Raw genomic sequence first — 25,887 nt, forward strand, 5'->3', positions numbered from 1 at the left:
TAGACGCCGAATGGGGTGTCGGCCCGGCAAATCTCTCGTTCGAGAATGCCGGGCCGTCCACGGCCTACTTCGTGAGGAGTCCCTTGGACTCCAGATACTCCTTCGCGGCGTCCTGCGGCTTGGCCCGCTCGGCGTCCACCTTGCGGTTCAACTCCGCGAGATCCTCGGTGGTCAGCGCCTTGGTGAGCTTGTCGAGAGCGGCCGCCACCTCCGGTGCGCCGGCGTCCTTGGCATTGACCACGGGCAGGACGTTGTCGGCGTTCTGGAGCTTCTTGTCGTCCTCGAGGAAGACCAGTCCGTCCAGTACGGCGTCGGTCGTCGTGGTCAGCACCAGCTGGTCGGTGCCGTCCTTGACCGCCTGCTTGGCCTGCGGGGTGCCGACGCCCTTGGGGTCGATACCGGTGACGTCGATGCCGTACGTCTTCTTCAGACCCGGCGCGCAGAACGGGCGGACCTCGCACTCGTCGCCCGCCGCGATCTTCACCTTCAGCTTCGACTTCCCGAGATCGGAAAGGGTCTTGAGCTTGTTCTTCTCGGCGAATTCCTTGCTGACCGCGAAGGCGTTCTGGTCGACGGCATCGCCGGCGGGGAGCACCTTCAGACCGCGAGGCTCGGCGAGCTTGGTGAGCGCGGCGACGGTGGCCGTGACATCGCTGGAGGCGACGGGCTTCTCGTCGGGCGCCTTCGGCCCGTTCACCTTCGCGTTGAGGAATTCGGCGATCGTCGCCGCGTATTCGGGTACGACGTCTATCTCGCCCTTCTCCAGCGAGGGCTGGTACAGCTCACGGTTCTTCACCGTGGTGACCGAGGTCTTGTATCCGGCGTCCGCCAGGATCTGCGCATAGAGCTCGGCGAGGACCTTGGACTCGGTGAAGGCCGCGGCGCCGACGACGAGCGTGCCCTTCGCGCCCGAACCGCCCGGTTTCGAGCCGGATTCGTCCGACTTCTCCAGGCTGTCTCCGCCGCACGCGACGAGGGAACCCGTCAGCGCCGCAACCGCCAGTACTGCTCCCGCGATGCGCGAGGTCTTGCTCATCAGGTTCTCCGTCCAGGGGTTCAAAGAATTCACGGTGAGGAAGGCACCGCTGTCACAGGGGCGACACGGTCGACACGGACTTGCGGAGCGGGTCGATCAGCCGGTCGGCCACCACGAGAGCCCCTTCCACCAGCAGGGCCAGCAGCGCCGCGAGCAGTGCGCCGGCCACCACTTGCGGGGTGTTGTACGTGTTGAATCCCGCGGTGATGATGCGGCCGAGGCCGCCCTGGCCGACCATCGAGGCGATGGTGGCCGTGGCGACGACCTGCACCGCGGCGGACCGCAGCCCGGTCATGAGCAGCGGGTAGGCGAGGGGCAGTTCGACGCGGAGGAACAGCTGGCCGCCGGACATTCCCATGCCCCGCGCGGCCTCCACGACCGCGCGGTCCACCTCTCGCATACCCACATAGGCGTTGGTGAGCAGCGGCGGCACGGCGAACAGCACCAGGGCGATGATCGTCGGTGCGTAACCGGCGCTGCGCAGCGGTGTGAGCATGAAGAGGGCGAGGACGGCGAAGACGGGGATGGCGCGGCCCGCGTTGGAGATGTTGACCGCGAGCGCACCGCCCTTGCCCAGGTGCCCGAGCCACAGCGCGATGGGCAGGGCTATCGCGCAGGCGAGGGCGAGGGCCACCCCGCTGACGTACACATGCTCACCCAGCCGGTGCCAGGCACCGCTCTCGCCGGACCAGTTGGCTCCGGTGGTGAGCCAGGTCCACGCATCCGCCATGACCCCCATCAGACGGCCTCCTTCGCCGTGCCCTGCCGGGCCGTGACCGGATGCACCGGGCCGGGACCGGAAGTGCCCGTGGGCGCCGAGCCGGGCGGCTTCGAGCCCGGAGGCACGGCGCCCGGCTGCGCCGTGCGTATGCGGGTCCAGGGCGTCAGCAGCCGCTGTACGCCGAGCAGCAGCAGATCGGCGACGGCCGCGAGGAGCACACACAGCACGGAGGCGGTGAGCACCTGCGACTTGAAGGTGGTCTGCACGCCGTCGTCTATGAGATTGCCCAGGCCGCCCTTGCCGACCAGTGCGCCGACCGTCGTCAGGGCGATGGTCGAGACCGTGGCGATGCGCAGGCCGGCCATCAACGCGGGGAGCGCGAGGGGCAGTTCGACCTCCCACAGCAGCCGGCCCGGTCCGTATCCCATGCCGCGGGCGGCCTCCCGCGCCTCGGCCGGCACCGCTTCCAGACCGGCCATGATGTTCCGCACGAGAATGGTCAGTGAATAGAGCACGAGACCGGTGACGACCAGCGCGGCCGACAGTCCGAAGACCGGCAGCAGCAGCGAGAACATCGCCAGCGACGGAATCGTGTAGAGCAGGGTCGTCAGACCGAGCACCGGGCCCGCGAATGCCGGTTTCGCGCGGGCGAGCAGCGCCAGCGGAAAGGCGACGGCGAGACCGATCAGGACCGAAGCCACGGTGATCCAGATGTGCTCGACCGTCGCGTCGGTCAACTCCTGGCTGCGGGTGCGGAGGTATTCCCCGCAGATCCAGTCATTGGCCTCCAGACAGCTCCGCGCGGCCTGCTGCATGCTCATGCACCCCCACCTCCCCACCTCTGCCGAACGTATGTCTGGCGACCATATCCCTGACCACTGACAATCGCCGAGGGCCGCCACATTGCAGCAACATGGCTTTCACACAACACCCGTCACAATGGGGAACCATGATCCGTTTCGAGCACGTAGCCAAGCGATACCCGGACGGGACGACAGCCGTCGACGACCTGTCGTTCGAGGTGGCCGAGGGTGAACTGGTCACGCTCGTCGGACCGTCCGGCTGCGGCAAGACCACCACCATGAAGATGGTCAACCGCCTCATCGAGCCCAGCAGTGGCCGGATATTCCTGGACGGGGAGGACATATCGACCATCGATCCCGTCCAACTCCGCCGCCGTATCGGCTATGTCATCCAGCAGGTCGGCCTCTTCCCGCACAAAACGGTCCTGGAGAACACCGCGACCGTCCCCCATCTCCTCGGCTGGCAGCGCTCCAAGGCCAGGGCCCGCGCCGCCGAACTCCTCGATCTGGTGGGCCTGGACCCCACGACGTACGGCGGGCGCTACCCGGAGCAGCTCTCCGGCGGCCAGCGCCAGCGCGTCGGCGTGGCACGCGCCCTGGCCGCCGATCCGCCCGTGCTGCTGATGGACGAGCCGTTCGGCGCGGTCGACCCGGTGGTCCGTGAACATCTCCAGAACGAGTTCCTGAGACTCCAGTCCCAGGTGCGCAAGACCGTGCTGTTCGTCACGCACGACATCGAGGAGGCCGTCCGCCTCGGCGACCGTATCGCCGTCTACGGGCAGGGCCGGATCGAGCAGTTCGACGCCCCGGCCGCGGTGCTCGGCACGCCCGCGACGCCCTATGTCGCCGACTTCGTGGGCGCCGACCGCGGCCTCAAGCGCCTCTCGGTGACCCCCATCGAGGAGGGGGACCTCGAGCAGCCCCCCGTCGTCCACCTCGACGACTCACTGCCCCGGGAACTCGGTTCACGCTGGGCCGTCGTCCTGGACGGCGACGACAACCTGCACGGCTGGCTGTCCGCCGAGGGGGCGCTCAGGAAGGGCTCCGTCCGCGAGCACGCGCGCCGGATGGAGGCATGGCTGCCGGTCGGCGCCTCCCTCAAGCAGGCGTTCTCCACCATGCTCCAGCACGACGCGGGCTGGATCGCGGTGATCGACAAGGAGGAGACGGGCCGCTTCCTCGGGGTGCTGACGCCGGCCCGGCTGCACGAGGCGCTGCGCCGCTCGATCGACGCGGACGCGCAGGCCATTCCCCGTACGGAGGTCGACCTGGAGTCGATCGCGACGATCACGGAAGCCGCCAGGAGCTGACCCGGGACACGCGTCGCGGCGACCCGCGCAGGTCCGCCGCGGCGCGCACCCCCAGCACAAGGCACCGCCGACGCGCGATCCCGGCCTCACGAAGCCTGGAGCCGCCCCGACATCCACACCAGCGCGGGCGCGATCTCGCGCCGCCACGTATTGAAGTTGTGCCCGCCGCTGTCGAGCGTGATCGACGAGACCCGCGCGGGCGCCTTCACCTTCTTGATGAAATGCCCGGTCGGCTTGAGATTGCCCTCGCCCGACTTCGACGTCGTCACCAGGAACGACGACGCGCCCTGTGGCAGGTGGTCAAGGCTCCACAGCAGATTGGCCCGGTTCTTCGCCTTCTTGTCGCCGTGGAAGAGGTCGCCGGTCGTCGGGTCGTCGGCGGCCTTGTAGTACGCCGAGAGGCCGGCGCCCACGGAGAACTGCCCCGGGTGGTGCAGCGCGATCTTCAAGGCGCAGTAACCGCCGGTCGAATTGCCGATGAGGCCCCAGTTCCTGGGCTTGGCCCCGACCCGGTACGTCTCGGAGACGGCCTTCGGCAGGTCCTTCGCGAAGAACGTCTCCGTCTGCGGACCACCGGGAACGTCCACGCACTCGGTGTCCCTCGGCGGGGCGACGGTCGGTCGCAGCATGACGAGAACCGTCGGCTGCATCCGGCCGCTCTTCGCCTCCTGCCAGGCGGTCTGCGGATACTTCAGCCCTTTGAGCAGGTTCTCCGCGGTACCCGGATATCCGGTCAGCACAATCGTCGCGGGAAAGGTCTTCTTGCGGAATTCGGGCTGGAAGTACTCCGGCGGCAGATAGACGTACGCCGGGCTGTCGATCTTCGACTTCTCGCCCGAGACGACGATCTTCTGGATCTGTCCGCCGACCGCCGGCCGCGCGCCGCCCGGCACGTCCAGCCGCTTCCGTTCGACCACCTTGATGCGCTTCGCGCCGGCCGAGTGGTCGACCACCACGCCCATGTCCTGCTCCCGGCCGAAGAGATCGGACCACGAGCCGTAGAAGAGGAAGGAGTTGTTCGCGGCGAGCCCCACCGCCGCGAACAGGGCGAGCTGGGTCACCAGCAGCATGCCGACCCTTCCCGTGACGGCACGCCAGTTGCGGCCGGCCAGCCGCGGCCACAGCCAGATGGTGGCGGCGAAGAGCAGAACGGCCACGAGGACGGCCAAGGCCAGAACTTTGTTACTGGTCAGACCCATGAGTCGCGTGAGCTTTCTTCCGTGAGAATTTCCTGTGAGTGAGTGAACCCGCCCCCTTGAAGTCCCGTCCTAGAGAGCGCAAATCGTCCGGAGCCCACCGACCTGCGGCCCTCGGACACAGGATCTCTCGCGGAGTCACGGGAAGCGATGTCTGCAACGGTAGATGGGGACAAATCAGGATTGGTTCCGAATCGGGTACGCCGCCTCCTGCGCGGTCCCCGACCGGAGGCGGTCCCTTCGCTGGTCGGTACGGCCTGCACACTCGTCGGCCTGATCGACATTGCCGCCGGGGTGTTCCCCCGGTTCCGGCACAGCCGCATGCACACGCTGGCCGAAGTGCTCCCCGGAGCCACCGGCCCGTTCGCCGCCGCGCTCTCGCTGAGCGCAGGCGTCCTGCTCCTGCTGCTCGCCCACGGGCTCAAGCGGCACAAGCGCCGGGCCTGGCGGGCCGCGGTGATCCTGCTGCCCGTGGGGGCGGTCAGCCAGTTCGTCTACCGGCACTCGGTCATCGGCGCACTGGTCTCGCTGCTCCTGCTGACCCTGCTGCTGCGCCACCGGGGCGAGTTCGCCGCGCTGCCCGACCCGCGCAGCCGCTGGAAGGCGCTCGCCAACTTCGTCCTGATGGGCGCCGGCTCCCTCGGCCTCGGTCTGGTCATCGTCAGCGCGCACCCCGGCAGGACCGTCGGCAGCCCTGGCCTGGTGGACCGTCTGGAGCACGTGCTCTACGGGCTCTTCGGCTTCGAGGGCCCCGTCGACTACTCCGGCAGCGTGTCCTGGACCGTCGGCTACTCGCTCGGCGCCCTCGGCCTGCTGACCGCCGTGACCACGATCTACCTCGCCTTCCGGCCCGAGCACCCGGCAGCCGGGCTCACCGAGGACGACGAGCGCCGGCTGCGCGACCTGCTCACCCGGCACGGCGGCCGCGACTCGCTCGGCCACTTCGCGCTCCGGCGGGACAAGGGCGTCGTCTTCTCGCCCAGCGGCAAGGCCGCGGTCTGCTACCGGGTGGTGTCCGGCGTGATGCTCGCCAGCGGCGACCCGATCGGTGACGTCGAGGCCTGGCCGGGCGCCATCGAACGCTTCATGGACGAGGCCAAGGCGCACTCCTGGACCCCGGCCGTGATGGGCTGCTCGGAGACCGGCGGCGAGGTCTGGACCCGCGAGACGGGCCTGGACGCCCTGGAGCTGGGCGACGAGGCGGTGGTGGACGTCGCGGATTTCTCGCTCACCGGGCGGGCGATGCGCAACGTACGCCAGATGGTGAAGCGCATCGAGCGCAATGGCTACACCACCCGCGTCCGGCGCGCCCGTGACATCTCCGCCGAGGAGCTGGAGCAGATCCGGCGGGCCGCGGAGGCCTGGCGGGGCACCGACACCGAGCGGGGCTTCTCGATGGCGCTGGGCCGCATCGGCGACGCGGATGACGGCGACGCGGTGATAGCCACGGCGCACAAGACGGACGACGAGCCGGGGGCCTCCCCCTACGGCGACCTCAAGGCGATCATCCACTTCGTCCCGTGGGGCACCGACGGCATGTCCCTGGAACTGATGCGGCGCGACCGCTCCGCCGACCCGGGCATGAACGAACTGCTCATCGTCGCGGCGCTCCAGGCCTCCCCCGCACTCAAGATCGAACGGGTCTCGCTGAACTTCGCGATGTTCCGCTCGGCACTCGCCCGCGGCGAGAAGATCGGCGCCGGCCCGGTGCTGCGGCTGTGGCGCGGACTGCTGGTGTTCCTCTCCCGCTGGTTCCAGATCGAGTCGCTGTACAAGTTCAACGCCAAGTTCCGGCCGCGCTGGGAACCGCGCTTCGTGGTCTTCCGCAACACCCGCGACCTGCCCAGGATCGGCTTCGCCGCGATGCAGGCGGAGGGCTTCGTCACCCTGGCGCTCCCCCGCCTCTTCCCCCGGCGCAGGGCCCCGCGCCCGCCCCGCCCGTGCGCGCACATCACACCGATGACGCAGGAACGGGAGATCCGCGCGGCATGAGGGGCCCGCGGCGGGCCCCGGCGTGTGCCCCGCGGCACGGCCGCGCGGGGCGAGCCGTCGGCCCTCGGCCCTAGGCTGGGCGTATGAGTACGTTGCGCGGGCTGCCGGAGTGGGATCGCTGTGCCGTCATGGGGGTCGTGAATGTGACGCCCGACTCCTTCTCCGACGGCGGCCGCTGGTTCGACACGACCGCCGCCGTCAAACGCGGCCTCGACCTCGTCACCGCGGGCGCCGACCTCGTCGACGTCGGCGGTGAGTCCACCCGGCCCGGCGCCAGCCGGGTCGACGAGGACGAGGAGCTGCGCCGCGTCATCCCCGTCGTCCGTGGCCTCGCCGCCGAAGGGGTCACCGTCTCCGTCGACACCATGCGTGCCTCCGTCGCCGAGCGGGCCGTCGCCGCCGGGGCCGTCCTCGTCAACGATGTCAGCGGCGGTCTCGCCGACCCGGCGATGGTCCCGGCCGTCGCCGCCGCCGGCGTCCCCTTCGTGGTCATGCACTGGCGCGGCTTCAGCGAGGACATGAACAGCCGCGCCGTCTACGCCGACGTGGTCGCCGAGGTCGTCACGGAGCTCAGGGAGCGCATGGACGCCGTCGTCTCCGGCGGCGTCGCCCCCGAGCAGATCGTCATCGACCCCGGCCTCGGCTTCGCCAAGCAGGCCGAGCACGACCTCGCCCTCGTCGCCCACCTCGGCGAACTGCGCGCACTGGGCCGTCCGCTGCTCGTCGCCGCGTCCCGCAAACGATTCCTCGGCCGGGTCCTCGCCCGGGACGGCGACGCCCCGCCACCCGCGCGGGAACGGGACGCCGCCACCGCCGCGATCTCCGCGATCGCCGCCTACGAGGGCGCCTGGGCCGTGCGCGTCCACGAGGTGCGGGCCACGGCCGACGCCGTCCGCGTCGCGCGCGCCGTCGGGGCCGCCCGGTGAGCCGTACCGACATCGAGCTGGTCGAAGAGGCCAACACGACGTTCTACGAGACCATGGAGCGCGGCGACTTCGAGAAGCTCTCCGGCCTCTGGCTGGACGACGAGATCTCGTGCATCCACCCGGGCTGGCCGGTCCTGTCGGGCCGCGGCGAGGTGCTGCGCTCGTACGCCCTGATCATGGCGAACACCGAGTACATCCAGTTCTTCCTGACCGACGTCAAGGTCAACCTGGCCGGCGACACCGCCCTCGTCACGTGTACGGAGAACATCCTCAGTGGCGGCCCGGCCGAGGACGGCGGCGAGCTCGGTCCCCTCGTCGGGCAGCTCGTGGTCGCCACGAATGTGTTCCGTCGCACAGACGAGGGATGGAGGATCTGGTCACATCATGGATCACCCGTCCTGACGGAAAGCGACGACGCGGAGGACGAGGAGTCCCCCTCGTAACGGGGTAGGCGCACCGTTGGAGGCTGGGAACCGGACGCTCCGGCCAGGAGCGGGCCGCCCGGGCCTCCGCAGCTCCGTGCGGCCCCATGGGCGAGTGGGGCCGGTGCTCGCAGGTAGATTCGCATGGGCACCCGGCCCGCCCGCACGCGGCGCCGGTGCCCGCATCCCGCCAAGTACAGGAAGCAGGAGTGATTCGCGTGGATCGTGTCGCGCTGCGCGGCCTCAAGGCCCGCGGGCACCATGGCGTCTTCCCCCGGGAGCGCGAGGAGGGCCAGACCTTCATCGTGGACCTGGTGCTCGGCCTCGACACCCGGCCCGCCGCGGAGGCCGACGACCTGGCGAAGACCGTGCACTACGGCGTGGTGGCGGAGGAGGTCGTCGCGGTCGTCGAGGGAGACCCGGTCGACCTGATCGAGACGCTGGCGGAGCGCATCGCCCAGCAGTGCCTCAAGCACGACGGTGTCGAGGAGGTCGAGGTGGTCCTGCACAAGCCGGACGCCCCGATCACCGTGCCGTTCGACGACGTGACCATCACGATCACCCGGAGCCGAGTATGACCGCGTTCTTCCCGCACGGGACGCAGAGCGACCCGACCGTGCAGCCGGTGCCCGCCTCCGTCGTGGAGCAGGTCGACGCGGCGGACGTCACCCTGTCCAACCCCAAACGCGCCGTGATCTCCATCGGGTCCAACCTGGGGAACCGGCTGGAGACGCTCCAGGGCGCGATCGACGCCCTGGAGGACACGCCGGGCCTGCGGGTCAAGGCCGTGTCCCCGGTGTACGAGACGGAGCCGTGGGGTGTGGACCCCGGCTCGCAGCCCTCGTACTTCAACGCCGTGGTCCTCGTGAAGACCACCCTCCCGCCGTCCTCCCTGCTGGAGCGCGGCCAGGCCATCGAAGAGGCCTTCGACCGGGTACGGGAGGAGCGCTGGGGCCCGCGGACGATCGACGTCGACATCGTGGCGTACGCGGACGTGGTCTCCGACGACCCGGTACTCACGCTGCCGCACCCGCGGGCGCATCAGCGCGCGTTCGTCCTCGTGCCGTGGCACGACGTGGAGCCGCAGGCCCAGCTGCCCGGCCGCGGGCCGGTCGCCGAGCTTCTGCACGGTATCGGCCAGGACGGTGTGCTTCCCCGCGCCGACCTGGAACTCCGTCTGCCCGAGTAGTCGTTAGGCTCTGCGGAGCGGTGCACGGTGTGATGCGACAGGCGCGATGCAGCAGGACGGAAGGGCGGCCCACTCGGTGAAGCAACTACGGCTCGGTGTACTGGCCGGTCTCTTCGCCGCGGCCGGGGTGCTGTCCTGGGGCGCCGCCCGTCTGTGGGAGTCGTTCGGCACCCTGCCGAGCGTCCCGCTGGCCGCTCCCATCGTGCTGGCGGTGATCGCGGTCGTCCTGACCGCCACCGCCCTCTCCCTGCGGGCCCGCCTCCGCGCCCAGCGCGAGCGCCGCCCCGGCGCGAAGGGCGTCGAGCCGCTGATGGCGGCCCGTGCGGTGGTGTTCGGCCAGGCGAGCGCGCTGGTGGCGGCGCTGGTGAGCGGGATGTACGGCGGCACGGGAGTGTTCCTGCTGAGCTCCCTGGACATCCCGGCCCGCCGTGACCAGGCGGTCTACGCGGGCTTCTCGGTCGTCGCGGGCATCGCGGTGATCGCGGCGGCGTTCTTCCTGGAACGGGTCTGCAAACTCCCCGAGGACGACGACGAGGGCCCGGCCCCGGCGTAGGGCCGTCGGCTCGGGCCGGAAGCTGCCGCGGCACCTGGTCGGTGACGGGCATGTGGAGCGCGCCGGGGTCCTCGCGGCGCGGCGCCTGGTCAGTGACGGGCACGTTGACCGCGCCGAGGTTCTCGCAGCGCGGCGCCTGGTCCGGTGACGGGCACGTGGACCGCGCCAAGGTTCTCGCAGCGCGGCGCCTGGTCCGGTGACGGGCACGTGGACCGCGCCGGGGTTCTCACGGCGCGGCGCCTGGTCGGTGACGGGCACGTGGACCGCGCCGGGGTTCTCACGGCGCGGCGCCTGGTCCGGTGGCGGGTCCGGGAGCCCTCCCGGCTCGACCTTCCCGACTCAACCCGCCGGGCTCGACTCCTCGGGGTCGGCAGCGCAGAGGCACCTGTCTTGATCACCCGGGACCTGCCGCCGATCCCCCGCGGGGCGACTCAGCACACCCCTCCCCCGAGCCGGAAAAGGCCCCCGCGTTGCGGGGGCGACGGGACCAGCCCGGCGCGGGCGGACTGTCAGCGCGCCATGATCAGGCTCATCGCCTCGTTGCGCGTCGCCGCGTGACGCAGCTGCCCCCGGACCGCGGACGTGATCGTCTTCGCGCCCGGCTTCCGGACCCCGCGCATCGTCATGCACATGTGCTCGCACTCCACGACCACGATCACTCCGCGCGGCTCCAGGATCTCCATCAGCGAGTCGGCGATCTGTGTCGTCAGCCGCTCCTGCACCTGCGGCCGGCGGGCGAAGACGTCGACGAGGCGGGCGATCTTCGACAGTCCGGTGATCTTCCCGTCGACGGAGGGGATGTAGCCGACGTGCGCGACCCCGACGAAGGGCACCAGGTGGTGCTCGCAGGAGCTCATCACCTCGATGTCCTTCACCAGGACCATCTCGTCGTGACCGAGGTCGAACGTCGTCGTCAGTACGTCCTCGGGCTGCTGCCACAGTCCGGCGAATATCTCCCGGTACGCCCGCGCCACGCGCGTCGGTGTCTCCCGCAGGCCCTCACGGTCCGGGTCCTCGCCGACCGCGATGAGCAGTTCGCGTACGGCGTTCTCTGCACGCTTCTCGTCGAATTCGCCGATCGTGCCCTCGCCGTCCAGCGTCACCGGGTCGGTCATCTGTGCCTCGTTCCTCTTGCTCTGGCCTGCGGTCATACGAATGCCGCGCCCCCCAGGCTAGAACCTGGTGGGCGCGGCATCCATTCCGGGCTTGGTACCCCGGGCGGGTCAGCTCTCCGGACGCTCCTCCGGGACCGCCTCCACGGAGGAGGAGTCCGCCGGGATCGCGCCGTTGGCACCGACCGCGCCGTTGGTCAGCGCCAGCTCCTTCGGTGAGAGCACCGGCGGCCGCGTGGACGGCGTGCGGCGGGTGGAACCCGTCCACGCCGGGCGGGCCGGGCGCCTCACGATCGGGGCGAAGATCTCGGCGATCTGCTCCTTGCCGAGGGTCTCCTTCTCCAGCAGCTGGAGCACCAGATTGTCGAGGACGTCGCGATTCTCGACGAGGATCTCCCACGCTTCGTTGTGGGCGGTCTCGATGAGCTTCTTGACCTCTTCGTCGACCAGGGCCGCGACCTCTTCCGAGTAGTCGCGCTGGTGACCCATCTCACGGCCCAGGAAGGGCTCGGAATTGTCGCCACCGAACTTGATCGCGCCGAGACGCTCGGTCATGCCGTACTGCGTGACCATGGCGCGAGCCGTGGCCGTGGCCTTCTCGATGTCGTTCGCCGCGCCCGTGGTCGGGTCGTGGAAGACGAGCTCCTCGGCCGCGCGCCCGCCCAGCATGTAAGCCAGCTGGTCGAGCATTTCGTTGCGCGTGGTCGAGTACTTGTCCTCGTCCGGCAGGACCATCGTGTAACCCAGGGCTCTGCCGCGGGACAGGATGGTGATCTTGTGGACCGGATCGGAGTTCGGTGAGGCCGCCGCGACCAGGGCGTGTCCGCCCTCGTGGTACGCGGTGATCTTCTTCTCCTTGTCCGACATGATCCGGGTCCGCTTCTGCGGGCCCGCGACCACACGGTCGATCGCCTCGTCCAGCGCGTTGTTGTCGACGAGCTTCTTGTTGCCGCGCGCCGTGAGGAGCGCCGCTTCGTTCAGCACGTTCGACAGGTCCGCACCGGTGAAGCCCGGCGTACGACGGGCGACAGCACCCAGGTCGACGTCCGGAGCGACCGGCTTGCCCTTCTGGTGGACCTTGAGGATCTCGAGACGGCCCTGCATGTCGGGACGGTCGACCGCGATCTGCCGGTCGAACCGGCCCGGGCGCAGCAGCGCCGGGTCGAGGATGTCCGGCCGGTTGGTGGCGGCGATCAGGATGACGCCGCCCTTCACGTCGAAGCCGTCCATCTCGACGAGCAGCTGGTTGAGCGTCTGCTCGCGCTCGTCGTGGCCACCGCCGAGACCCGCACCGCGGTGCCGGCCGACGGCGTCGATCTCGTCGACGAAGACGATCGCCGGAGCGTTCGCCTTGGCCTGCTCGAAGAGGTCACGGACTCGGGAGGCACCGACACCGACGAACATCTCGACGAAGTCGGAACCGGAGATCGAGTAGAACGGGACGCCCGCCTCGCCCGCGACAGCGCGAGCGAGCAGCGTCTTGCCCGTACCGGGCGGGCCGTAGAGCAGCACACCCTTCGGGATCTTGGCGCCGACGGCCTGGAACTTGGCCGGCTCCTGCAGGAACTCCTTGATCTCATGGAGTTCCTCGACGGCTTCGTCGGACCCCGCCACATCGGCGAAGGTCGTCTTCGGAGTGTCCTTGGTGATCAGCTTGGCCTTGGACTTCCCGAAGTTCATGACTCGGGAGCCGCCGCCCTGCATCTGATTCATCAGGAACAGGAAGACCACGACGATGAGGACGAAGGGCAGCAGCGAGAGCAGCACCGAGACGAACGGGCTCTGCTTCGACGGCGAGACGGTGTAACCCTTCTCGATGTCGCCGGCCTCGAACTTCGTCTGCAGCGTCTGCGCCAGATCGGCACCCTGGGTGCCGATGTAGCTCGCCTGGATCTTGTCGCTGCCCTTGACCTTCTGGCCGTCCTTCAGATCGACCTTGATGATCTGTTCGTCGCCAGTGGTCAGCTTGACCTGGTCGACCTGGTTCTTGTCGATCGCCTGGACGACCTCGCCGGTGTCCACCGTCTTGTAGCCGCCGGACGAGCCGACGACCTGCATCAACACGACCACGGCGAGGACGGCCAGCACGATCCACATGACCGGCCCACGGAAGTATCGCTTCACGTCCATCCATACGGAGCGAATTCGCTCCGTCCCTCCTGCCCGTAGTGAATGCTGCTGTGAGAGTGCTCTGTATTTAAAGCTAACTGTTCTTCGGACGGTACCCCAGCATCGTCACCGTGACCGCACGGTACGGCTGACACACCCGCCCTCCCATGCTCCAACGCCGGGAGGGGGGTAAGGGTTCCCGGTGGCGTCAGCCGCCGTAGACGTGCGGTGCGAGCGTGCCGACGAACGGCACGTTGCGGTACTTCTCCGCGTAGTCCAGCCCGTACCCGACGACGAACTCGTTCGGGATGTCGAAGCCGATCCACTTCACGTCGATCGCCACCTTTGCGGCATCCGGCTTACGCAGCAGCGTGCAGACCTCGAGGGAGGCCGGCTCGCGCGATCCGAGGTTCGAGAGCAGCCACGAGAGCGTGAGGCCGGAGTCGATGATGTCCTCGACGATCAGGACGTGCTTGCCCTTGATGTCGGTGTCCAGGTCCTTGAGGATCCGGACGACACCCGACGACTGGGTGCCCGCGCCGTAGGACGACACCGCCATCCAGTCCATGGTGACGGGCGTGGACAGCGCGCGCGCCAGATCCGCCATCACCATCACGGCGCCCTTGAGCACACCGACGAGGAGCAGATCCTTGCCCGCGTACTCCGCGTCGATCTTCGCGGCGAGCTCCGCCAGCTTCGCGTCGATCTCTTCCTTGGTGATGAGCACCGACTGAAGGTCGGTGCCCAAGTCCTTCTCGTTCACGCGGTCGCTTTCTGTCTGCCGGGGTCCCGGGGTCGCCCCCGGGGTGACACAGCCGTGGTGCTTGCGCCGCTGCGTCAGCCTTGCCGAATGACCAGTCTGCCACCCTGCCGTCGCGCCTCGACGCGGCCGGGCAGATTGATGGCCCCCTGGCCGCGCCAGCCGGTGATCAGCCGGTCGACCTCTTCGACGTGACGGGCGAACAGCGAACCCGCGGGCGCACCGGCCTCGATGACGGCCCGGCGCAGCACCCGGCGGCGTACGGCGGGCGGCAGGGCGTAGAGCTTGGCGCACTCCAGCCGGCCCGAGTCGTCACGGACGGAGGCGTCCGCGTCGGCGGCCCAGGTGTCGAGGGCGTCGGCGTCGTCGCGGGAGAGCTGCGCGGTACGGGCCAGGGCCTCGACGACGCCCTTGCCGAGCGCCTTCTCCAGGGCGGGCAGGCCCTCGTGGCGGAGCCGGGAGCGGGTGTAGGCCGGGTCGGCGTTGTGCGGGTCGTCCCAGACGGGCAGCGACTGGACCATGCAGGCCTTGCGGGCGGTCTGCCGGTCGAGCTGGAGGAAGGGTCTGCGGTAACGGCCGGCCGCCCCCGAGACGGCCGCCATTCCGGACAGCGAGCGGGTCCCGGAGCCGCGCGCGAGGCCCAGCAGGACGGTTTCGGCCTGGTCGTCACGGGTGTGGCCGAGGAGCACGGCGGCAGCGCCGTGGCGTTCGGCCGCGTCGTCCAGCGCCGCATAGCGCGCGTCGCGGGCCGCGGCCTCGGGTCCGCCTTCGCGGCCCACGTGGACGGTGATGGACTCGACGGGATCGAGACCCAGCGAGCCGAGGCGGGCGGCGACTTCGGCCGCGCGGAGGTCGGAGCCGTCCTGGAGGCCGTGGTCGACGGTGACGCCACCGGCCCGGACGGAGAGCTTGCGTGCCTCGAAGGCGAGCGCGGAGGCGAGCGCCATCGAGTCGGCGCCGCCGGAGCAGGCCACGAGCACGAGGGGCTCGTCGACGGGCAGGGCGGACCGGCCGGGCAGGTGGGACCCGGAGGGCGCGGCGGCCGCATGGCTCAGGGTGCGCTCGAGCCGGGCTGAGTGTTCGTTTGTCTCGGTGTGCTCGGTGAGTACGTCGTGGAGTACGCGGCGGACCGCCAGGCGTATCGCCGCGACCGCAGGATGGGGACCCATGTCCGGTGCCCTTCGTGGAATTGGGGGGTGCCTCGGTCGGAGTCGGGAGGAGGTTCAGTCACTCAGAGTGCGTCGATGGTGACAGAACCGAGCCGTTCTCCGAGCATTGCACGCCTGCCAACGGCCCACGGTCCCTCGGATGGGTGATTACCAGGGCGTGCGGCTGCCTCCGGTTCAGGACTCTGCTTTACGGTGCACCCGCGCGACCCAGTCCGCCGGTTTGGCGATCTCCGCCTTGGTCGGGAGAGTGTTCGGGGACGTCCATACCCGGTTGAACCCGTCCATACCGACCTCCTCCACGACAGCCCGGACGAAACGCTCGCCGTCGCGGTACTGACGCAGCTTGGCATCGAGTCCGAGGAGCTTGCGCAGCGCCTGGTCCAGCCGGCTCGCGCCACGCGCCCTGCGCTGCTGGAACTTCTCGCGGATCTCCGCCACGGAGGGCACGACGTCGGGACCCACGCCGTCCATCACGAAGTCGGCATGACCCTCCAGGAGGGACATCACGGCGGTCAGCCGGCCGAGGATCTCCCGCTGGGCCGGGGTCTGCACCAGCTCCACGATGGAGCGGCCCTCGTCCTCCTCGCCCTCGGGACGGGCCCCGGACAGGGACTGGGCCGCCTCGCGCAGACGCTCCAGGACGGTCATCGGGTCGACCTCGGTCTCGCCGAGAAATGACTGGATCTCGCCCTCGAGGTGGTCACGGAGCCACGGCACGCCGGTGAACTGCGTGCGATGGGTCTCCTCGTGGAGACAGACCCAGAGCCGGAAGTCGTGCGGATCGACCTCGAGCTCGCGCTCCACATGGACGATGTTCGGCGCGACCAGCAGGAGGCGTCCGCCGCCGTTGGAGCCCGCGGGCAGTTCACGGGTGGCGGGGGCGAAGGTCTCGTACTGGCCGAGGACCCGCGAGGCCAGGAAGGAGAGCAGCATGCCCAGCTCGACGCCGGTGACCTTGCCGCCGACCGCGCCCAGGACCGCCCCGCCGGGCCCGCCGGGGCGGCGCTCCTGCATCTTCTCCAGCAGGGGCTTGAGCAGTTCGCGGAAGCCCGCGACGTTCGCCCGCACCCAGCCCGCCCGGTCCACGACCAGGACCGGGGTGTCCTCGGGCTGATGGCTTTCGGGAATCATTTGCGTGAAGCCGCGCACATGCTCTTCCGAGGCCTTGGCATGCCGTCGCAGCTCGGCGACGACGGCCCGCGCCTCCTCCCGGGTCACTTCGGGCCCGGGCCGCACGAAGCGGGTCGCGGTCGCCACGGCGAGGTTCCAGTCGACCATCTCGGCACCACCGATGCTCGTCATGCGTCAACCGTACGTGGTGGGCCCGCGGGACGGTGAGGTGTCGGAAGGCGCCGGTCGGCCACGGACCTCACGTGGCGAGTGCCGCCGCGAGCCGGTCCAGGGCCGGTTGGGCGGATCCCGCGTCCGCTGTGCCGCCCGCCATGAAGGCGAACGCGAGCAGTCGTCCGTCCGGGGCAACGACCGTTCCCGCCAGGGAGTTCACCTGGCTCAGGGTGCCTGTCTTGGCGCGGATGAGGCCGGTGCCCGGCGAGGTGGCGCCGTAGCGGCCCGACAGGGTTCCGGTGAAGCCGGCGACCGGGAGACCCGTGAGAACCGGCCGCAGTCCGGGACGGTCCGGGTCGGCAGCGAGGGCCAACAGGGCGGTGAGCTGTCCCGCGGAGAGCCGGTCGGCGCGGTTCAGCCCGCTGCCGTCGGCGAAGCGGGCGCCCGCCAACGGCAGCTTCAGCTTCTTGAGTTGCGCGGTCACGGCCGCCTCGGCGCCCACGAAGCTCGCCGGCCGGCCGGTGGCCAGAGCGGTCTGACGGGCGACGGCCTCCGCGAGGTCGTTGTTGCTCTCGGTCAACAGCCGCTCGACGAGGGCGGAGAGGGGATCCGAGAGCACCTTGGCGACGGGCGTCGACCCCGCCGCGGGCCGGCCGGGCGCGGGCTCGGCCGCGACCGTGAGGCCGCGGTCCTTCAGCAATTGCGCGAAGACGCGGGCCGCCTCGCGGGCGGGGTCGTCGAAGCGTTCGGCGTCCTTCGTGCTCCGCTCGTCGATGCGGCCCTCGTGGAGCATCAGCGGGGTGACCGGCGCGAGGTTGCCGTTCCGGCCGATGGGGTGGCGCACAGGGCCCTTGTAGAGCGAGACGTCGTAGGCGAGACGCACCGCGGTGGTGCCGCGCGCCTTCAGCGCGCTCGCCGCGCGCTGGGCGAGCACGCCCAGGCGGGCCCGGTCCAGACTGGCGTCCCCTCCGCCGACCAGGGTGAGTACCTTGCCGTCCTTGGAGGCGGTGGCCGTGGTGGGGATGCGGTGGTCGGGGCCGAGCGCGCCGAGGGCGGCGACCGAGGTGGCGATCTTGATCGTGGAGGCCGGGGTCATCTGGGTGGCGGCCCCCTTGCCGTACAGCGCGCGGCCGGTGGCGAGGTCGACGACGGACGCCGTCTGTACCGTGCCGAGGCCGGGGTCGCCGAGCAGCGGGAGGAGCTCCTGGGCGAGGTCGATCGGAGCGGCCGCCGGAGCGGTGGCGGGAGCCCTCCCGGGGATGCCGAGCGCGGTGAGGACGCCGGGTGCGCTGGGTGCGGGCTGCGGGCGTCCCGGCACCGGCCTGGGGTGATGTACGCCACCACCCGGGCTCCGGGCGGCCGCCCACTCCCTCTCGGCCTTACGCTGACCGGAGTCCCAGGGGCCGGCCGCGGCCACCGCCCCGGCAGCCAGGGCGAGCCCGACCACGGCCGCGCCCGCGGTCAGCTGCCATGTCCTGACCACTGGCACCTCGCACCAGCCCCTTTCGCGATCACACACATGCGTGAGGGACACTTAACCACCAGACCTATGTGTTGATCATGGAGGAGCCACCCGTGGAGTTCGACGTCACCATCGAGATCCCGAAGGGTTCGAGGAACAAGTACGAGGTGGACCACGAGACCGGTCGTATCCGCCTTGACCGTCGACTCTTCACCTCGACCAGCTACCCGGCCGACTACGGGTTCGTGGAGAACACCCTCGGCGAGGACGGTGACCCGCTGGACGCCCTGGTCATCCTCGACGAGCCGACCTTCCCCGGCTGTCTCATCAAGTGCCGCGCGATCGGCATGTTCCGGATGACCGACGAGGCGGGCGGCGACGACAAGCTGCTGTGCGTCCCGGCCTCCGACCCGCGGGTCGAGCACCTGCGCGACATCCACCACGTCTCCGAGTTCGACCGCCTGGAGATCCAGCACTTCTTCGAGGTCTACAAGGACCTGGAGCCCGGCAAGTCCGTGGAGGGCGCGAACTGGGTCGGCCGCACCGAGGCCGAGGCCGAGATCGAGGCCTCCTACAAGCGCCTCGAGGCGCAGGGCGGCGCGCACTGATCATCCGGCGCGCATAACGCCGCCGACAGCGGTCACAAGACGGCGGGCGGGACACCACACGGTGTCCCGCCCGCCGTGCGTGTGCCCGGGGGTCCGTGCACATACTGGGTGACAAGCCGGAACAAGAGGGAGCGAGGGCAGCACGTGGTGGCGGAGCCGGAGGGTCCGGAAGACCGGAAGCCTCAGTCCGACGAGGCGCACAGCGCCTTTGCCCCACCTACGGGACTGGGCCAGCCCGATACGGCCGACGAGGATCCGACCACCACATCGGAGTTCGCGGTTCCGGCCGGGTTCGCCCCGGATGCTCCGGCCGAACCGGAAGGTTCCGCCTTCGCTCCGCCGCGGACCTACAGGGCCCGGCACTCACCGCCCGCCTTCACGCCCGCGCAGGGCATCCCGATGGTGAGGCTGACCAAGGATCTTCCGTGGCAGGACCGCATGCGGGCCATGCTGAAGATCCCGGTGGGCGAGCGCCCGGTCCCGGACGCGGTGCAGAAGCAGGACGACGCGGGCCCGGCCGTGCCGAGGGTGCTCGACCTGACGCTGCGTATCGGCGAGCTGCTGCTGGCGGGCGGCGAGGGCGCCGAGGACGTCGAGGCGGCGATGTTCGCCATCTCGCGTTCGTACGGTCTCGACCGCTGCGAGCCCACGGTCACCTTCACGCTGCTCTCGATCACGTATCAGCCCTCACTGGTCGACGACCCGGTGACGGCGAACCGGACCGTACGCCGGCGGGGCACCGACTACACCCGTCTCGCGGCCGTCTACCGGCTGATCCACGAGATCAGCTCGGAGGAGAGCGACGTCTCCCTGGAGGAGGCGTACCGGACGCTCGCGGAGATCCGCAGGAACCGGCACCCCTTTCCCGGCTGGGCGCTGACGCTGTCCGGCGGACTGCTGGCCGGAGCGGCATCCGTGCTGGTCGGCGGCAATGTGCTGGTGTTCCTGGCGGCGGCGATCAGTGCCATGCTCGGCGACCGGCTGGCATGGCTGTGCGCGGGCCGCGGGCTGCCGGAGTTCTACCAGTTCGTGGCGGCGGCGATGCCCCCGGCCGCGATGGGGGTCGCGCTGACCCTGTCACCGCTGGAGGTCCGGGCGTCGGCGGTGATCACCGGTGGACTGTTCGCCCTGATCCCCGGGCGGGCGCTGGTCGCCGGCGTCCAGGACGGCCTGACCGGCTTCTACATCACCGCGGCCGCCCGCCTCCTGGAGGTCGGCTACCTCGTCGTCGGCATCGTCGTCGGGGTGCTCAGCGTGCTCTACCTGGGGCTGGCCCTGGACGCGGCGCTCAACCCCGAGACGGCCATCCACAGCGTGGAGCGGCCGGTGATCCAGACGCTGGCGGCGATGGCGCTGTCGTTGTGCTTCGCCGTGATGCTCCAGCAGGAGCGCGACACCGTGCTGCTGGTGACGCTCAACGGCGGTGTCGCCTGGGTGGTCTACGGCGCGCTCGCGGACACCGCGAACGTCCCGCCGGTCGCCGCCACGGCCGCCGCGGCCGGGCTGGTGGGTCTGTTCGGGCAGGTGCTGTCGCGCTACCGCTTCGCCTCGGCGCTGCCGTACGTCACCGCCGCGATCGGGCCGCTGCTGCCCGGTAGCGCGACGTACTTCGGGCTGCTGGAGATCGCGCGGGGTGATCTGAACGCGGGCCTCGCCTCGCTGTCCAAGGCGGCGGCGCTGGCCCTGGCCATCGCGATCGGGGTGAACCTCGGAGGCGAGGTCTCCCGGCTGTTCTTCCGGCTCCCGGGTGTCGCGGAACCGTCGGAGCGCCGCGCGGCCAAGCGGACACGCGGCTTCTAGTCCGTACGACAGGGGATGCCCGGCCGGTCCGTACATCTCTGCGCGGCCGGCCCTCGTCGCCGGCCGCGCTTTCGGAGCTCAGCGCTTGGCGTGGCGGCCGCCGCGGGCCGGCGGGATGTCCGAGTCGGGCGCGGAGACCGCGGCCTTCTTGTTCTTCGAGCGGGCCCGCAGGAACTCGATCGCGATCGGCAGCACCGAGACGAGCACGATGAGGATCAGGATCGCCTCGATGTGCTGGTGCACGAACTCGACCTTGCCCAGTGCGGCACCGAGCAGCGTCACGCCCGCACCCCACAGGGTGCCGCCGATGATGTTGAAGGTGATGAACGAGCGGTAGTTCATCCGGCTCACACCGGCGATGATCGGCGTGAACGTCCGCACGATGGGCACGAAGCGCGCGAGGACCAGCGACTTGGGGCCGTACTTCTCGAAGAAGTCGTGCGCCTTCTCGACGTTCTCCTGCTTGAAGAGCTTGGAGTCCGGGCGCTTGAAGAGCGAGGGGCCGACCTTGCGGCCGAAGAGATAGCCGACCTGGTCACCGATCACGGCCGCCAGCACGATGAGCAGACAGACCAGCCAGAGCGGATAGTCGAGCTTGTTCGTCGTCACCAGCAGACCGGTGGTGAACAGCAGCGAGTCGCCCGGCAGGAAGAAGCCGATGAGCAGTCCGGACTCGGCGAAGACGATGACCAGCACGCCGATCAGGCCGAAGGTCCCGATCAGATAGTCCGGGTCCAGCCAGCTCGGTCCGAGCGCAAGGGTAGTCACGAGGTCCGGGCTCCTGAGTAGGTAGTCGTCGATCGGCTATCGGCATGTCGCCCGCACAAAACTATCAACGCATCGGGCAGGTTCCGCGTTCCGCCGGTGCGCTCAGGATGCACTGTGCCCCGGCTGGGACAAAGCTGTGCGTCATAGCTCCCGTCACCGGCTCACGAAAGGTGGACAAGATGGGCATCGAGGACTACGGCGGCGGTCAGCGCCCGCAGGCGGACGTCATCGTCGTGACCACGAACGACGTACCCGGGTACCAGGTGCAGGAGATCATCGGCGAGGTCTTCGGCCTCACCGTGCGTTCGCGTCACCTCGGCAGCCAGATCGGCGCCGGCCTCAAGTCGATGATCGGCGGTGAGCTGAAGGGCCTCACCAAGACCCTCGTCGAGACCCGCAACCAGGCGATGGAGCGACTGACCGAGCAGGCGCGGGCCCGCGGTGCCAACGCCGTGCTGATGTTCCGCTTCGACGTCTCGGAGGCGGCGGACGTGGGCACGGAGGTCTGCGCGTACGGCACGGCCGCGGTGATCGCGCGCCTGTGACGCGCGGGTCAGGGGGTGTCCGGGCCCGGGCACGACCGCCGGGCCCGGGAGTGCCGGGTCCGGGAGCCGGGGTTCGTGACCGCCGGGCCGCGCGACCGCCGACCCGGGGCCTTCCCTCACGCATCCGTACCGCCTCCTCACGTTGCGTGAGTGCGTCGCCCGTATGAGCCTGGAATCCGAGCGCACTGGGCGCGAGACACGAAGGGCGGCGAGCGCATGGCACTCCACAAGGGTGCGGACGAGTCCTCCGACAAGGGCGAGGAACACCGCAGGCTCTCGCTGAACCCGTTCTACGGGACGGCCGACCCGGTCAGTGGCATGACGACGGCTCCACCCACGCACCGGCTGCCGGACGGCCCTCTGCCGTCCATGACGGCCTACCGTCTGGTGCACGACGAGCTGATGCTCGACGGCAACTCCCGGCTCAACCTCGCCACCTTCGTCACCACCTGGATGGAACCGCAGGCCGGTGTGCTGATGAGCGAGTGCCGGGACAAGAACATGATCGACAAGGACGAGTACCCGCGGACGGCCGAGCTGGAACGGCGCTGTGTGGCCATGCTCGCCGATCTGTGGAACGCGCCGGATCCCGCCAACACGGTGGGCTGCTCGACGACCGGGTCCAGCGAGGCCTGCATGCTCGCCGGCATGGCGCTCAAGCGCCGCTGGATGAAGCGGAACGCCGATCGCTATCCCGGCGCGCGTCCGAACCTGGTGATGGGCATCAACGTCCAGGTCTGCTGGGACAAGTTCTGCAACTTCTGGGAGATCGAACCGCGTCTGGTGCCGATGGAGGGAGATCGTTTCCACCTCGACCCGCAGGCCGCCGCCGATCTGTGCGACGAGAACACCATCGGTGTGGTGGCGGTCCTCGGCTCGACCTTCGACGGGTCCTACGAGCCGGTCGCCGAGGTCTGCGCCGCCCTGGACGCGCTCCAGGAACGCACGGGCCTGGACGTGCCGGTCCATGTCGACGGGGCGTCCGGCGCGATGGTCGCACCGTTCGTCGACGAGGACCTGGTGTGGGACTTCCGGCTGCCGCGGGTGGCCTCGATCAACACCTCGGGCCACAAGTACGGGCTCGTCTACCCGGGCGTGGGCTGGGCGCTGTGGCGCTCGCCGGAACTGCTGCCCGAGGAGCTGGTGTTCCGGGTCAACTACCTGGGCGGCGACATGCCGACCTTCGCCCTCAACTTCTCCCGGCCCGGCGCCCAGGTCGTGGCGCAGTACTACACCTTCCTCAGGCTCGGGCGGGCAGGCTACCGAGCGGTGCAGCAGACGACCCGCGACGTGGCGCGCCTGCTGGCGGACCAGTTCGAGGCCATCGACGACTTCCGGCTCCTGACCCGGGGCGACCAGTTGCCGGTGTTCGCCCTCACGACAGCGCCGGACGTGAAGAACTTCGACGTCTTCGACGTCTCCCGCCGACTGCGCGAGCGCGGCTGGCTGGTGCCCGCGTACACCTTCCCCAAGAACCGTGAGGACCTGTCCGTCCTGCGCATCGTCTGCCGCAACGGCTTCTCGTCGGACCTGGGCGCACTGCTGATGGAGTCCGTGCACGACCTGCTGCCCGAACTGCGCCGTCAGTCGCACCCCCTGGAGAGGGACACGACGACGGCGACAGCCTTCCATCACTGAGCCGGATCTCGCGGTCGGGGTCAGTGGCTGAGCCGGCGGAACCTCCGTACGGCCAGCGGGAAGAAGACCCCGACCAGCAGCACCGGCCACAGCACGGCGAGGAGTTGGGCGTGCTCGGCCGCCCACCCGCCGTCGACGGGGATGCCGGACAGGTCACGTACGGCGGTGGCCGTCGCGGACATGGGGTTCCACTGGACCGCCGCGCCCAGCCAGCCCGGCATCGACTCCGGTGCCGCGAAGGCGTTGGAGAGGAAGCCGACCGGCCACACCAGGATCTGCACGGCCTGCACCATCTCGGGTTTTCCGGCGACCATCGCCAGATGGATGCCGATCCACAGCATCGCGAAGCGCAGCAGCAGGAGCAGTCCCAGTGCCCCGAGGAACGCGACGAACGAGCCGTGCCAGCGCCAGCCGATCGCGTACCCGACGCCGACCATCACCAGCAGGCTGAGCGCCGACTGGAGCATGTCCGCCGTGCTGCGGCCGACCAGCACCGCCGAGTCGGCCATCGGCATCGAGCGGAACCGGTCGATCACGCCCTTGTTGAGGTCCTGCGTGACCGCGAGCATCGTCGCCTCGAGACCGAAGGCCATGGTCAGCGCGAGCATGCCGGGGACGAGGTAGTTGACGTAGGCGCCCTCGACGCCGCGTCCGCCGCCGATGAGATAGCCGAACATCAGCAGGAGCATCACCGGGAAGACCAGGCCGACGACGACCTGCACCGGTTGCCGCGCCCAGTGCGCGAGTTCGCGCCGGGTCATGGTCCAGGAGTCGGTGAGGGCATAGGTGCTCATGCCGAAGCCTCCTTCGTCAGATGCAGAAAGACCTCGTCGAGGGTGGGCCGGCGCAGCGCGACGTCCTCGGCGTCGACGCCGGCCGCCTCCAGCGCCCGTACGGTCTCGGTCAGTGCGGCCATCCGGTCGCTGACGGGGGCGCTGATCAGCCGCCGGTCCTCGTCGATGGTGGTCTCGCCGGGCAGCAGCGGCGCGACCCGGGCCAGGTCTGCCGCGTCGTGCAGGACCACGTCGATGCGGTCGCCGCCGAGCTTGGCCTTGAGCTGGTCGGCGGTGCCGTCCGCGACGACCCGTCCGGCGTCGATGACCGAGATCCGGTCGGCCAGTTGGTCGGCCTCCTCCAGATACTGCGTGGTCAGCAGAACGGTGGTGCCGCCGCCGACCAACGAGCGGACCGCGCTCCACACCTCGGCCCGGCCACGGGGGTCGAGCCCGGTCGTCGGCTCGTCGAGGAACAGCACCTGCGGGTCCGTGATCAGTGAGGCGGCCAGGTCGAGCCGCCGGCGCATACCGCCGCTGTACTGCTTGACCGCCTTGCGCCCGGTGTCGGCGAGCCCGAACCGCTCCAGCAGCTCGTCGGCCCGCACGCCCGCCCTGCGCGCGCCCAGATGATGCAGCCGCCCGAACATCTCCAGGTTCTGCCGGCCACCGAGTTCCTCGTCGACCGCGGCGTGCTGCCCGAGCAGTCCGATCCGCCGCCGGACGGCTGCCGCATCGGTCCGTACGTCGTGCCCCGCGACCCGCACCGTGCCCTCGTCGTGGCGCAGCAGCGTCGCCATGATGCGCACGGCGGTGGTCTTGCCCGCGCCGTTGGGCCCCAGCACGCCGTGCACCGTGCCGCCGGCCACCGTCAGGTCCAGTCCGTCCAGTGCCTTCTTCTCCCCGTACCGCTTGCGCGCGCCCTCGACGACGATCGCGTCCGTCATGCGTCTCCTCCAGCACCCTCAACATCAGTAGTCAAACTTGACTACAGGAGGGAAGGTATCCCCGGATCCGCAATTGGTCAAACTTGATTAGCCGACGAATCCCACCGGCCGGGACCGTCAGCCCAGATCGCCCTCGTGCGGCTCGCCCGTCGCATACGGGTTCTTCTCGCCCTCGGCAAGCACCCCGACGAACGGCTCGCCCTCACCGGCGAAGGAGTACGCACCGGCCTCGATCCGCCGGATCAGACCGCGCGTCCACTCGGCACCGAAGTCGGCCGAGGCGACCCAGAGGTTCATGATCTCGCCGATGTGACCGAGCGACTCGGGCCCCTCCTCAGGGGTGTAGTACTCGGTCACCGCCGAGCGCCACTCCTCCATGCCGCGCACTCGCTCCTCCAGGAGGGCCACGGCCTCCGCACGCTCCAGATCGACGATGAAGCCGACCGCCGCCGACAGGACGTCCATCTTCTGGTCGTACGAGGTCAGGGACTCCCGCAGCAGCTGAAGGAACTCCTCGGTGCCCTTCTCGGTGATCTCGTACTCGGTGCGCGGCGGACCGCCCGCCGTGGACGGCGCGATCTCATGGGCGTGCAGCAGCCCTTGCTTCGCCATCTGCTTGAGCGCGTGATAGATCGAGCCGGGCTTGGCGTTGGACCACTCGTGCGCGCCCCAGTACTCCAGGTCGTTGCGGACCTGGTAGCCGTGCGCCCGCCCGTGCTGACGTACCGCACCGAGGACCAGCAGACGGATTGCTGACATCAGCA

The 25,887-nt window shown here is 70.0% G+C and carries 25 protein-coding genes; 11 read left to right on the forward strand and 14 right to left on the reverse strand.

The annotated features are described in order from the left end of the window. Positions 1 to 64: 64 nt before the first annotated feature. The 3 genes from RPQ07_RS16735 to RPQ07_RS16745 are packed head-to-tail and all read right to left on the reverse strand — an operon-like array spanning position 65 to position 2,578. Positions 65 to 1,036, reverse strand: coding sequence for an ABC transporter substrate-binding protein (locus RPQ07_RS16735; RefSeq protein ID WP_313944946.1), 972 nt, complete (start codon positions 1,034 to 1,036; stop codon positions 65 to 67). A gap of 52 nt (positions 1,037 to 1,088) precedes the next feature. After that, on the reverse strand, positions 1,089 to 1,775 hold the full coding sequence (locus tag RPQ07_RS16740; RefSeq protein ID WP_313944947.1) for an ABC transporter permease: 687 nt from the start codon (positions 1,773 to 1,775) through the stop codon (positions 1,089 to 1,091). After that, entirely contained in the window at positions 1,775 to 2,578 is an 804-nt protein-coding gene (locus RPQ07_RS16745) for an ABC transporter permease (protein ID WP_313944948.1), read from the reverse strand. Before RPQ07_RS16745 ends, RPQ07_RS16740 begins: the two co-directional genes overlap by 1 nt. A gap of 128 nt (positions 2,579 to 2,706) precedes the next feature. Here RPQ07_RS16745 and RPQ07_RS16750 point away from each other — a divergent pair, with 128 nt between their 5' ends. After that, on the forward strand, positions 2,707 to 3,870 hold the full coding sequence (locus RPQ07_RS16750; RefSeq protein ID WP_313944949.1) for a betaine/proline/choline family ABC transporter ATP-binding protein: 1,164 nt from the start codon (positions 2,707 to 2,709) through the stop codon (positions 3,868 to 3,870). A gap of 86 nt (positions 3,871 to 3,956) precedes the next feature. On the opposite strand, the gene RPQ07_RS16755 is transcribed toward RPQ07_RS16750, so the two are convergent. Next, complete coding sequence (locus tag RPQ07_RS16755; RefSeq protein WP_313944950.1) at positions 3,957 to 5,069, reverse strand: alpha/beta hydrolase; 1,113 nt, start codon at positions 5,067 to 5,069, stop codon at positions 3,957 to 3,959. 147 nt (positions 5,070 to 5,216) lie between these two features. Here RPQ07_RS16755 and RPQ07_RS16760 point away from each other — a divergent pair, with 147 nt between their 5' ends. The 6 genes from RPQ07_RS16760 to RPQ07_RS16785 all read left to right on the forward strand — a co-directional run bounded on the left by RPQ07_RS16760 (position 5,217) and on the right by RPQ07_RS16785 (position 10,148). Then, complete coding sequence (locus RPQ07_RS16760; protein WP_313944951.1) at positions 5,217 to 7,058, forward strand: phosphatidylglycerol lysyltransferase domain-containing protein; 1,842 nt, start codon at positions 5,217 to 5,219, stop codon at positions 7,056 to 7,058. Between the two features lie 83 nt (positions 7,059 to 7,141). Next, complete coding sequence (gene folP / locus RPQ07_RS16765) at positions 7,142 to 7,984, forward strand: dihydropteroate synthase (RefSeq protein WP_313944952.1); 843 nt, start codon at positions 7,142 to 7,144, stop codon at positions 7,982 to 7,984. Next, the gene (locus tag RPQ07_RS16770; RefSeq protein WP_313944953.1) at positions 7,981 to 8,427 is read left to right on the forward strand and encodes a nuclear transport factor 2 family protein; all 447 of its coding nucleotides are present in this window, start codon (positions 7,981 to 7,983) and stop codon (positions 8,425 to 8,427) included. The genes folP and RPQ07_RS16770 overlap by 4 nt, the downstream gene beginning before the upstream one ends. A 197-nt stretch (positions 8,428 to 8,624) precedes the next feature. Next, on the forward strand, positions 8,625 to 8,984 hold the full coding sequence (folB, locus tag RPQ07_RS16775; RefSeq protein ID WP_313944954.1) for a dihydroneopterin aldolase: 360 nt from the start codon (positions 8,625 to 8,627) through the stop codon (positions 8,982 to 8,984). Further along, positions 8,981 to 9,595 carry a 2-amino-4-hydroxy-6-hydroxymethyldihydropteridine diphosphokinase gene (folK, locus tag RPQ07_RS16780; RefSeq protein WP_313944955.1) on the forward strand — a complete coding sequence of 205 codons (615 nt, stop codon included), beginning with the start codon at positions 8,981 to 8,983 and terminating at the stop codon, positions 9,593 to 9,595. Before folB ends, folK begins: the two co-directional genes overlap by 4 nt. A gap of 76 nt (positions 9,596 to 9,671) precedes the next feature. Further along, positions 9,672 to 10,148, forward strand: coding sequence for a DUF3180 domain-containing protein (locus tag RPQ07_RS16785; RefSeq protein WP_313948921.1), 477 nt, complete (start codon positions 9,672 to 9,674; stop codon positions 10,146 to 10,148). 509 nt (positions 10,149 to 10,657) lie between these two features. On the opposite strand, the gene folE is transcribed toward RPQ07_RS16785, so the two are convergent. From folE to dacB, 6 genes are all read right to left on the reverse strand, one after another. Continuing rightward, entirely contained in the window at positions 10,658 to 11,263 is a 606-nt protein-coding gene (gene folE, locus RPQ07_RS16790) for a GTP cyclohydrolase I FolE (RefSeq protein WP_313944956.1), read from the reverse strand. Between the two features lie 108 nt (positions 11,264 to 11,371). Next, complete coding sequence (gene ftsH, locus RPQ07_RS16795; RefSeq protein WP_313944957.1) at positions 11,372 to 13,390, reverse strand: ATP-dependent zinc metalloprotease FtsH; 2,019 nt, start codon at positions 13,388 to 13,390, stop codon at positions 11,372 to 11,374. Between the two features lie 187 nt (positions 13,391 to 13,577). After that, entirely contained in the window at positions 13,578 to 14,132 is a 555-nt protein-coding gene (gene hpt / locus RPQ07_RS16800; protein ID WP_313944958.1) for a hypoxanthine phosphoribosyltransferase, read from the reverse strand. 74 nt (positions 14,133 to 14,206) lie between these two features. Continuing rightward, positions 14,207 to 15,298, reverse strand: coding sequence for a tRNA lysidine(34) synthetase TilS (tilS, locus tag RPQ07_RS16805; protein ID WP_313944959.1), 1,092 nt, complete (start codon positions 15,296 to 15,298; stop codon positions 14,207 to 14,209). Positions 15,299 to 15,472: 174 nt separating this feature from the next. Further along, positions 15,473 to 16,600, reverse strand: a complete 1,128-nt coding sequence (locus RPQ07_RS16810) for a zinc-dependent metalloprotease (RefSeq protein ID WP_313944960.1) — start codon at positions 16,598 to 16,600, stop codon at positions 15,473 to 15,475. Positions 16,601 to 16,667: 67 nt separating this feature from the next. Beyond that, positions 16,668 to 18,071: a D-alanyl-D-alanine carboxypeptidase/D-alanyl-D-alanine-endopeptidase gene (dacB, locus tag RPQ07_RS16815; protein ID WP_313944961.1), complete on the reverse strand. Its 1,404-nt coding sequence runs from the start codon at positions 18,069 to 18,071 to the stop codon at positions 16,668 to 16,670. 86 nt (positions 18,072 to 18,157) lie between these two features. On the opposite strand from dacB, the gene RPQ07_RS16820 reads away from it, so the two are divergent. Together RPQ07_RS16820 and RPQ07_RS16825 are read left to right on the forward strand one after the other, a co-directional pair. Then, positions 18,158 to 18,652, forward strand: a complete 495-nt coding sequence (locus tag RPQ07_RS16820; protein WP_108151010.1) for an inorganic diphosphatase — start codon at positions 18,158 to 18,160, stop codon at positions 18,650 to 18,652. A gap of 144 nt (positions 18,653 to 18,796) precedes the next feature. Continuing rightward, positions 18,797 to 20,452 (forward strand): threonine/serine ThrE exporter family protein, encoded by a 1,656-nt coding sequence (locus RPQ07_RS16825; protein ID WP_313944962.1) that lies wholly within the window; start codon positions 18,797 to 18,799, stop codon positions 20,450 to 20,452. A 78-nt stretch (positions 20,453 to 20,530) separates the two neighbouring features. Here RPQ07_RS16825 and RPQ07_RS16830 read toward each other — a convergent pair whose 3' ends face one another. Then, positions 20,531 to 21,220, reverse strand: a complete 690-nt coding sequence (locus RPQ07_RS16830) for a DedA family protein (protein WP_313944963.1) — start codon at positions 21,218 to 21,220, stop codon at positions 20,531 to 20,533. A gap of 179 nt (positions 21,221 to 21,399) precedes the next feature. On the opposite strand from RPQ07_RS16830, the gene RPQ07_RS16835 reads away from it, so the two are divergent. Both RPQ07_RS16835 and RPQ07_RS16840 read left to right on the forward strand, forming a co-directional pair. Next, positions 21,400 to 21,765, forward strand: a complete 366-nt coding sequence (locus RPQ07_RS16835) for a YbjQ family protein (RefSeq protein WP_313944964.1) — start codon at positions 21,400 to 21,402, stop codon at positions 21,763 to 21,765. A gap of 216 nt (positions 21,766 to 21,981) precedes the next feature. Next, positions 21,982 to 23,403, forward strand: a complete 1,422-nt coding sequence (locus RPQ07_RS16840; protein WP_313944965.1) for a glutamate decarboxylase — start codon at positions 21,982 to 21,984, stop codon at positions 23,401 to 23,403. Positions 23,404 to 23,423: 20 nt separating this feature from the next. On the opposite strand, the gene RPQ07_RS16845 is transcribed toward RPQ07_RS16840, so the two are convergent. The 3 genes from RPQ07_RS16845 to RPQ07_RS16855 all read right to left on the reverse strand — a co-directional run bounded on the left by RPQ07_RS16845 (position 23,424) and on the right by RPQ07_RS16855 (position 25,882). Further along, the gene (locus RPQ07_RS16845) at positions 23,424 to 24,197 is read right to left on the reverse strand and encodes an ABC transporter permease (protein ID WP_313944966.1); all 774 of its coding nucleotides are present in this window, start codon (positions 24,195 to 24,197) and stop codon (positions 23,424 to 23,426) included. Next, positions 24,194 to 25,123 (reverse strand): ATP-binding cassette domain-containing protein, encoded by a 930-nt coding sequence (locus RPQ07_RS16850; RefSeq protein ID WP_313944967.1) that lies wholly within the window; start codon positions 25,121 to 25,123, stop codon positions 24,194 to 24,196. Before RPQ07_RS16850 ends, RPQ07_RS16845 begins: the two co-directional genes overlap by 4 nt. Before the next feature lie 117 nt (positions 25,124 to 25,240). Beyond that, positions 25,241 to 25,882 carry a PadR family transcriptional regulator gene (locus RPQ07_RS16855; RefSeq protein ID WP_313944968.1) on the reverse strand — a complete coding sequence of 214 codons (642 nt, stop codon included), beginning with the start codon at positions 25,880 to 25,882 and terminating at the stop codon, positions 25,241 to 25,243. Positions 25,883 to 25,887: the final 5 nt, after the last annotated feature.

The organism is Streptomyces sp. AM8-1-1 (assembly GCF_032229325.1).
Lineage (GTDB): Bacteria > Actinomycetota > Actinomycetes > Streptomycetales > Streptomycetaceae > Streptomyces > Streptomyces achmelvichensis.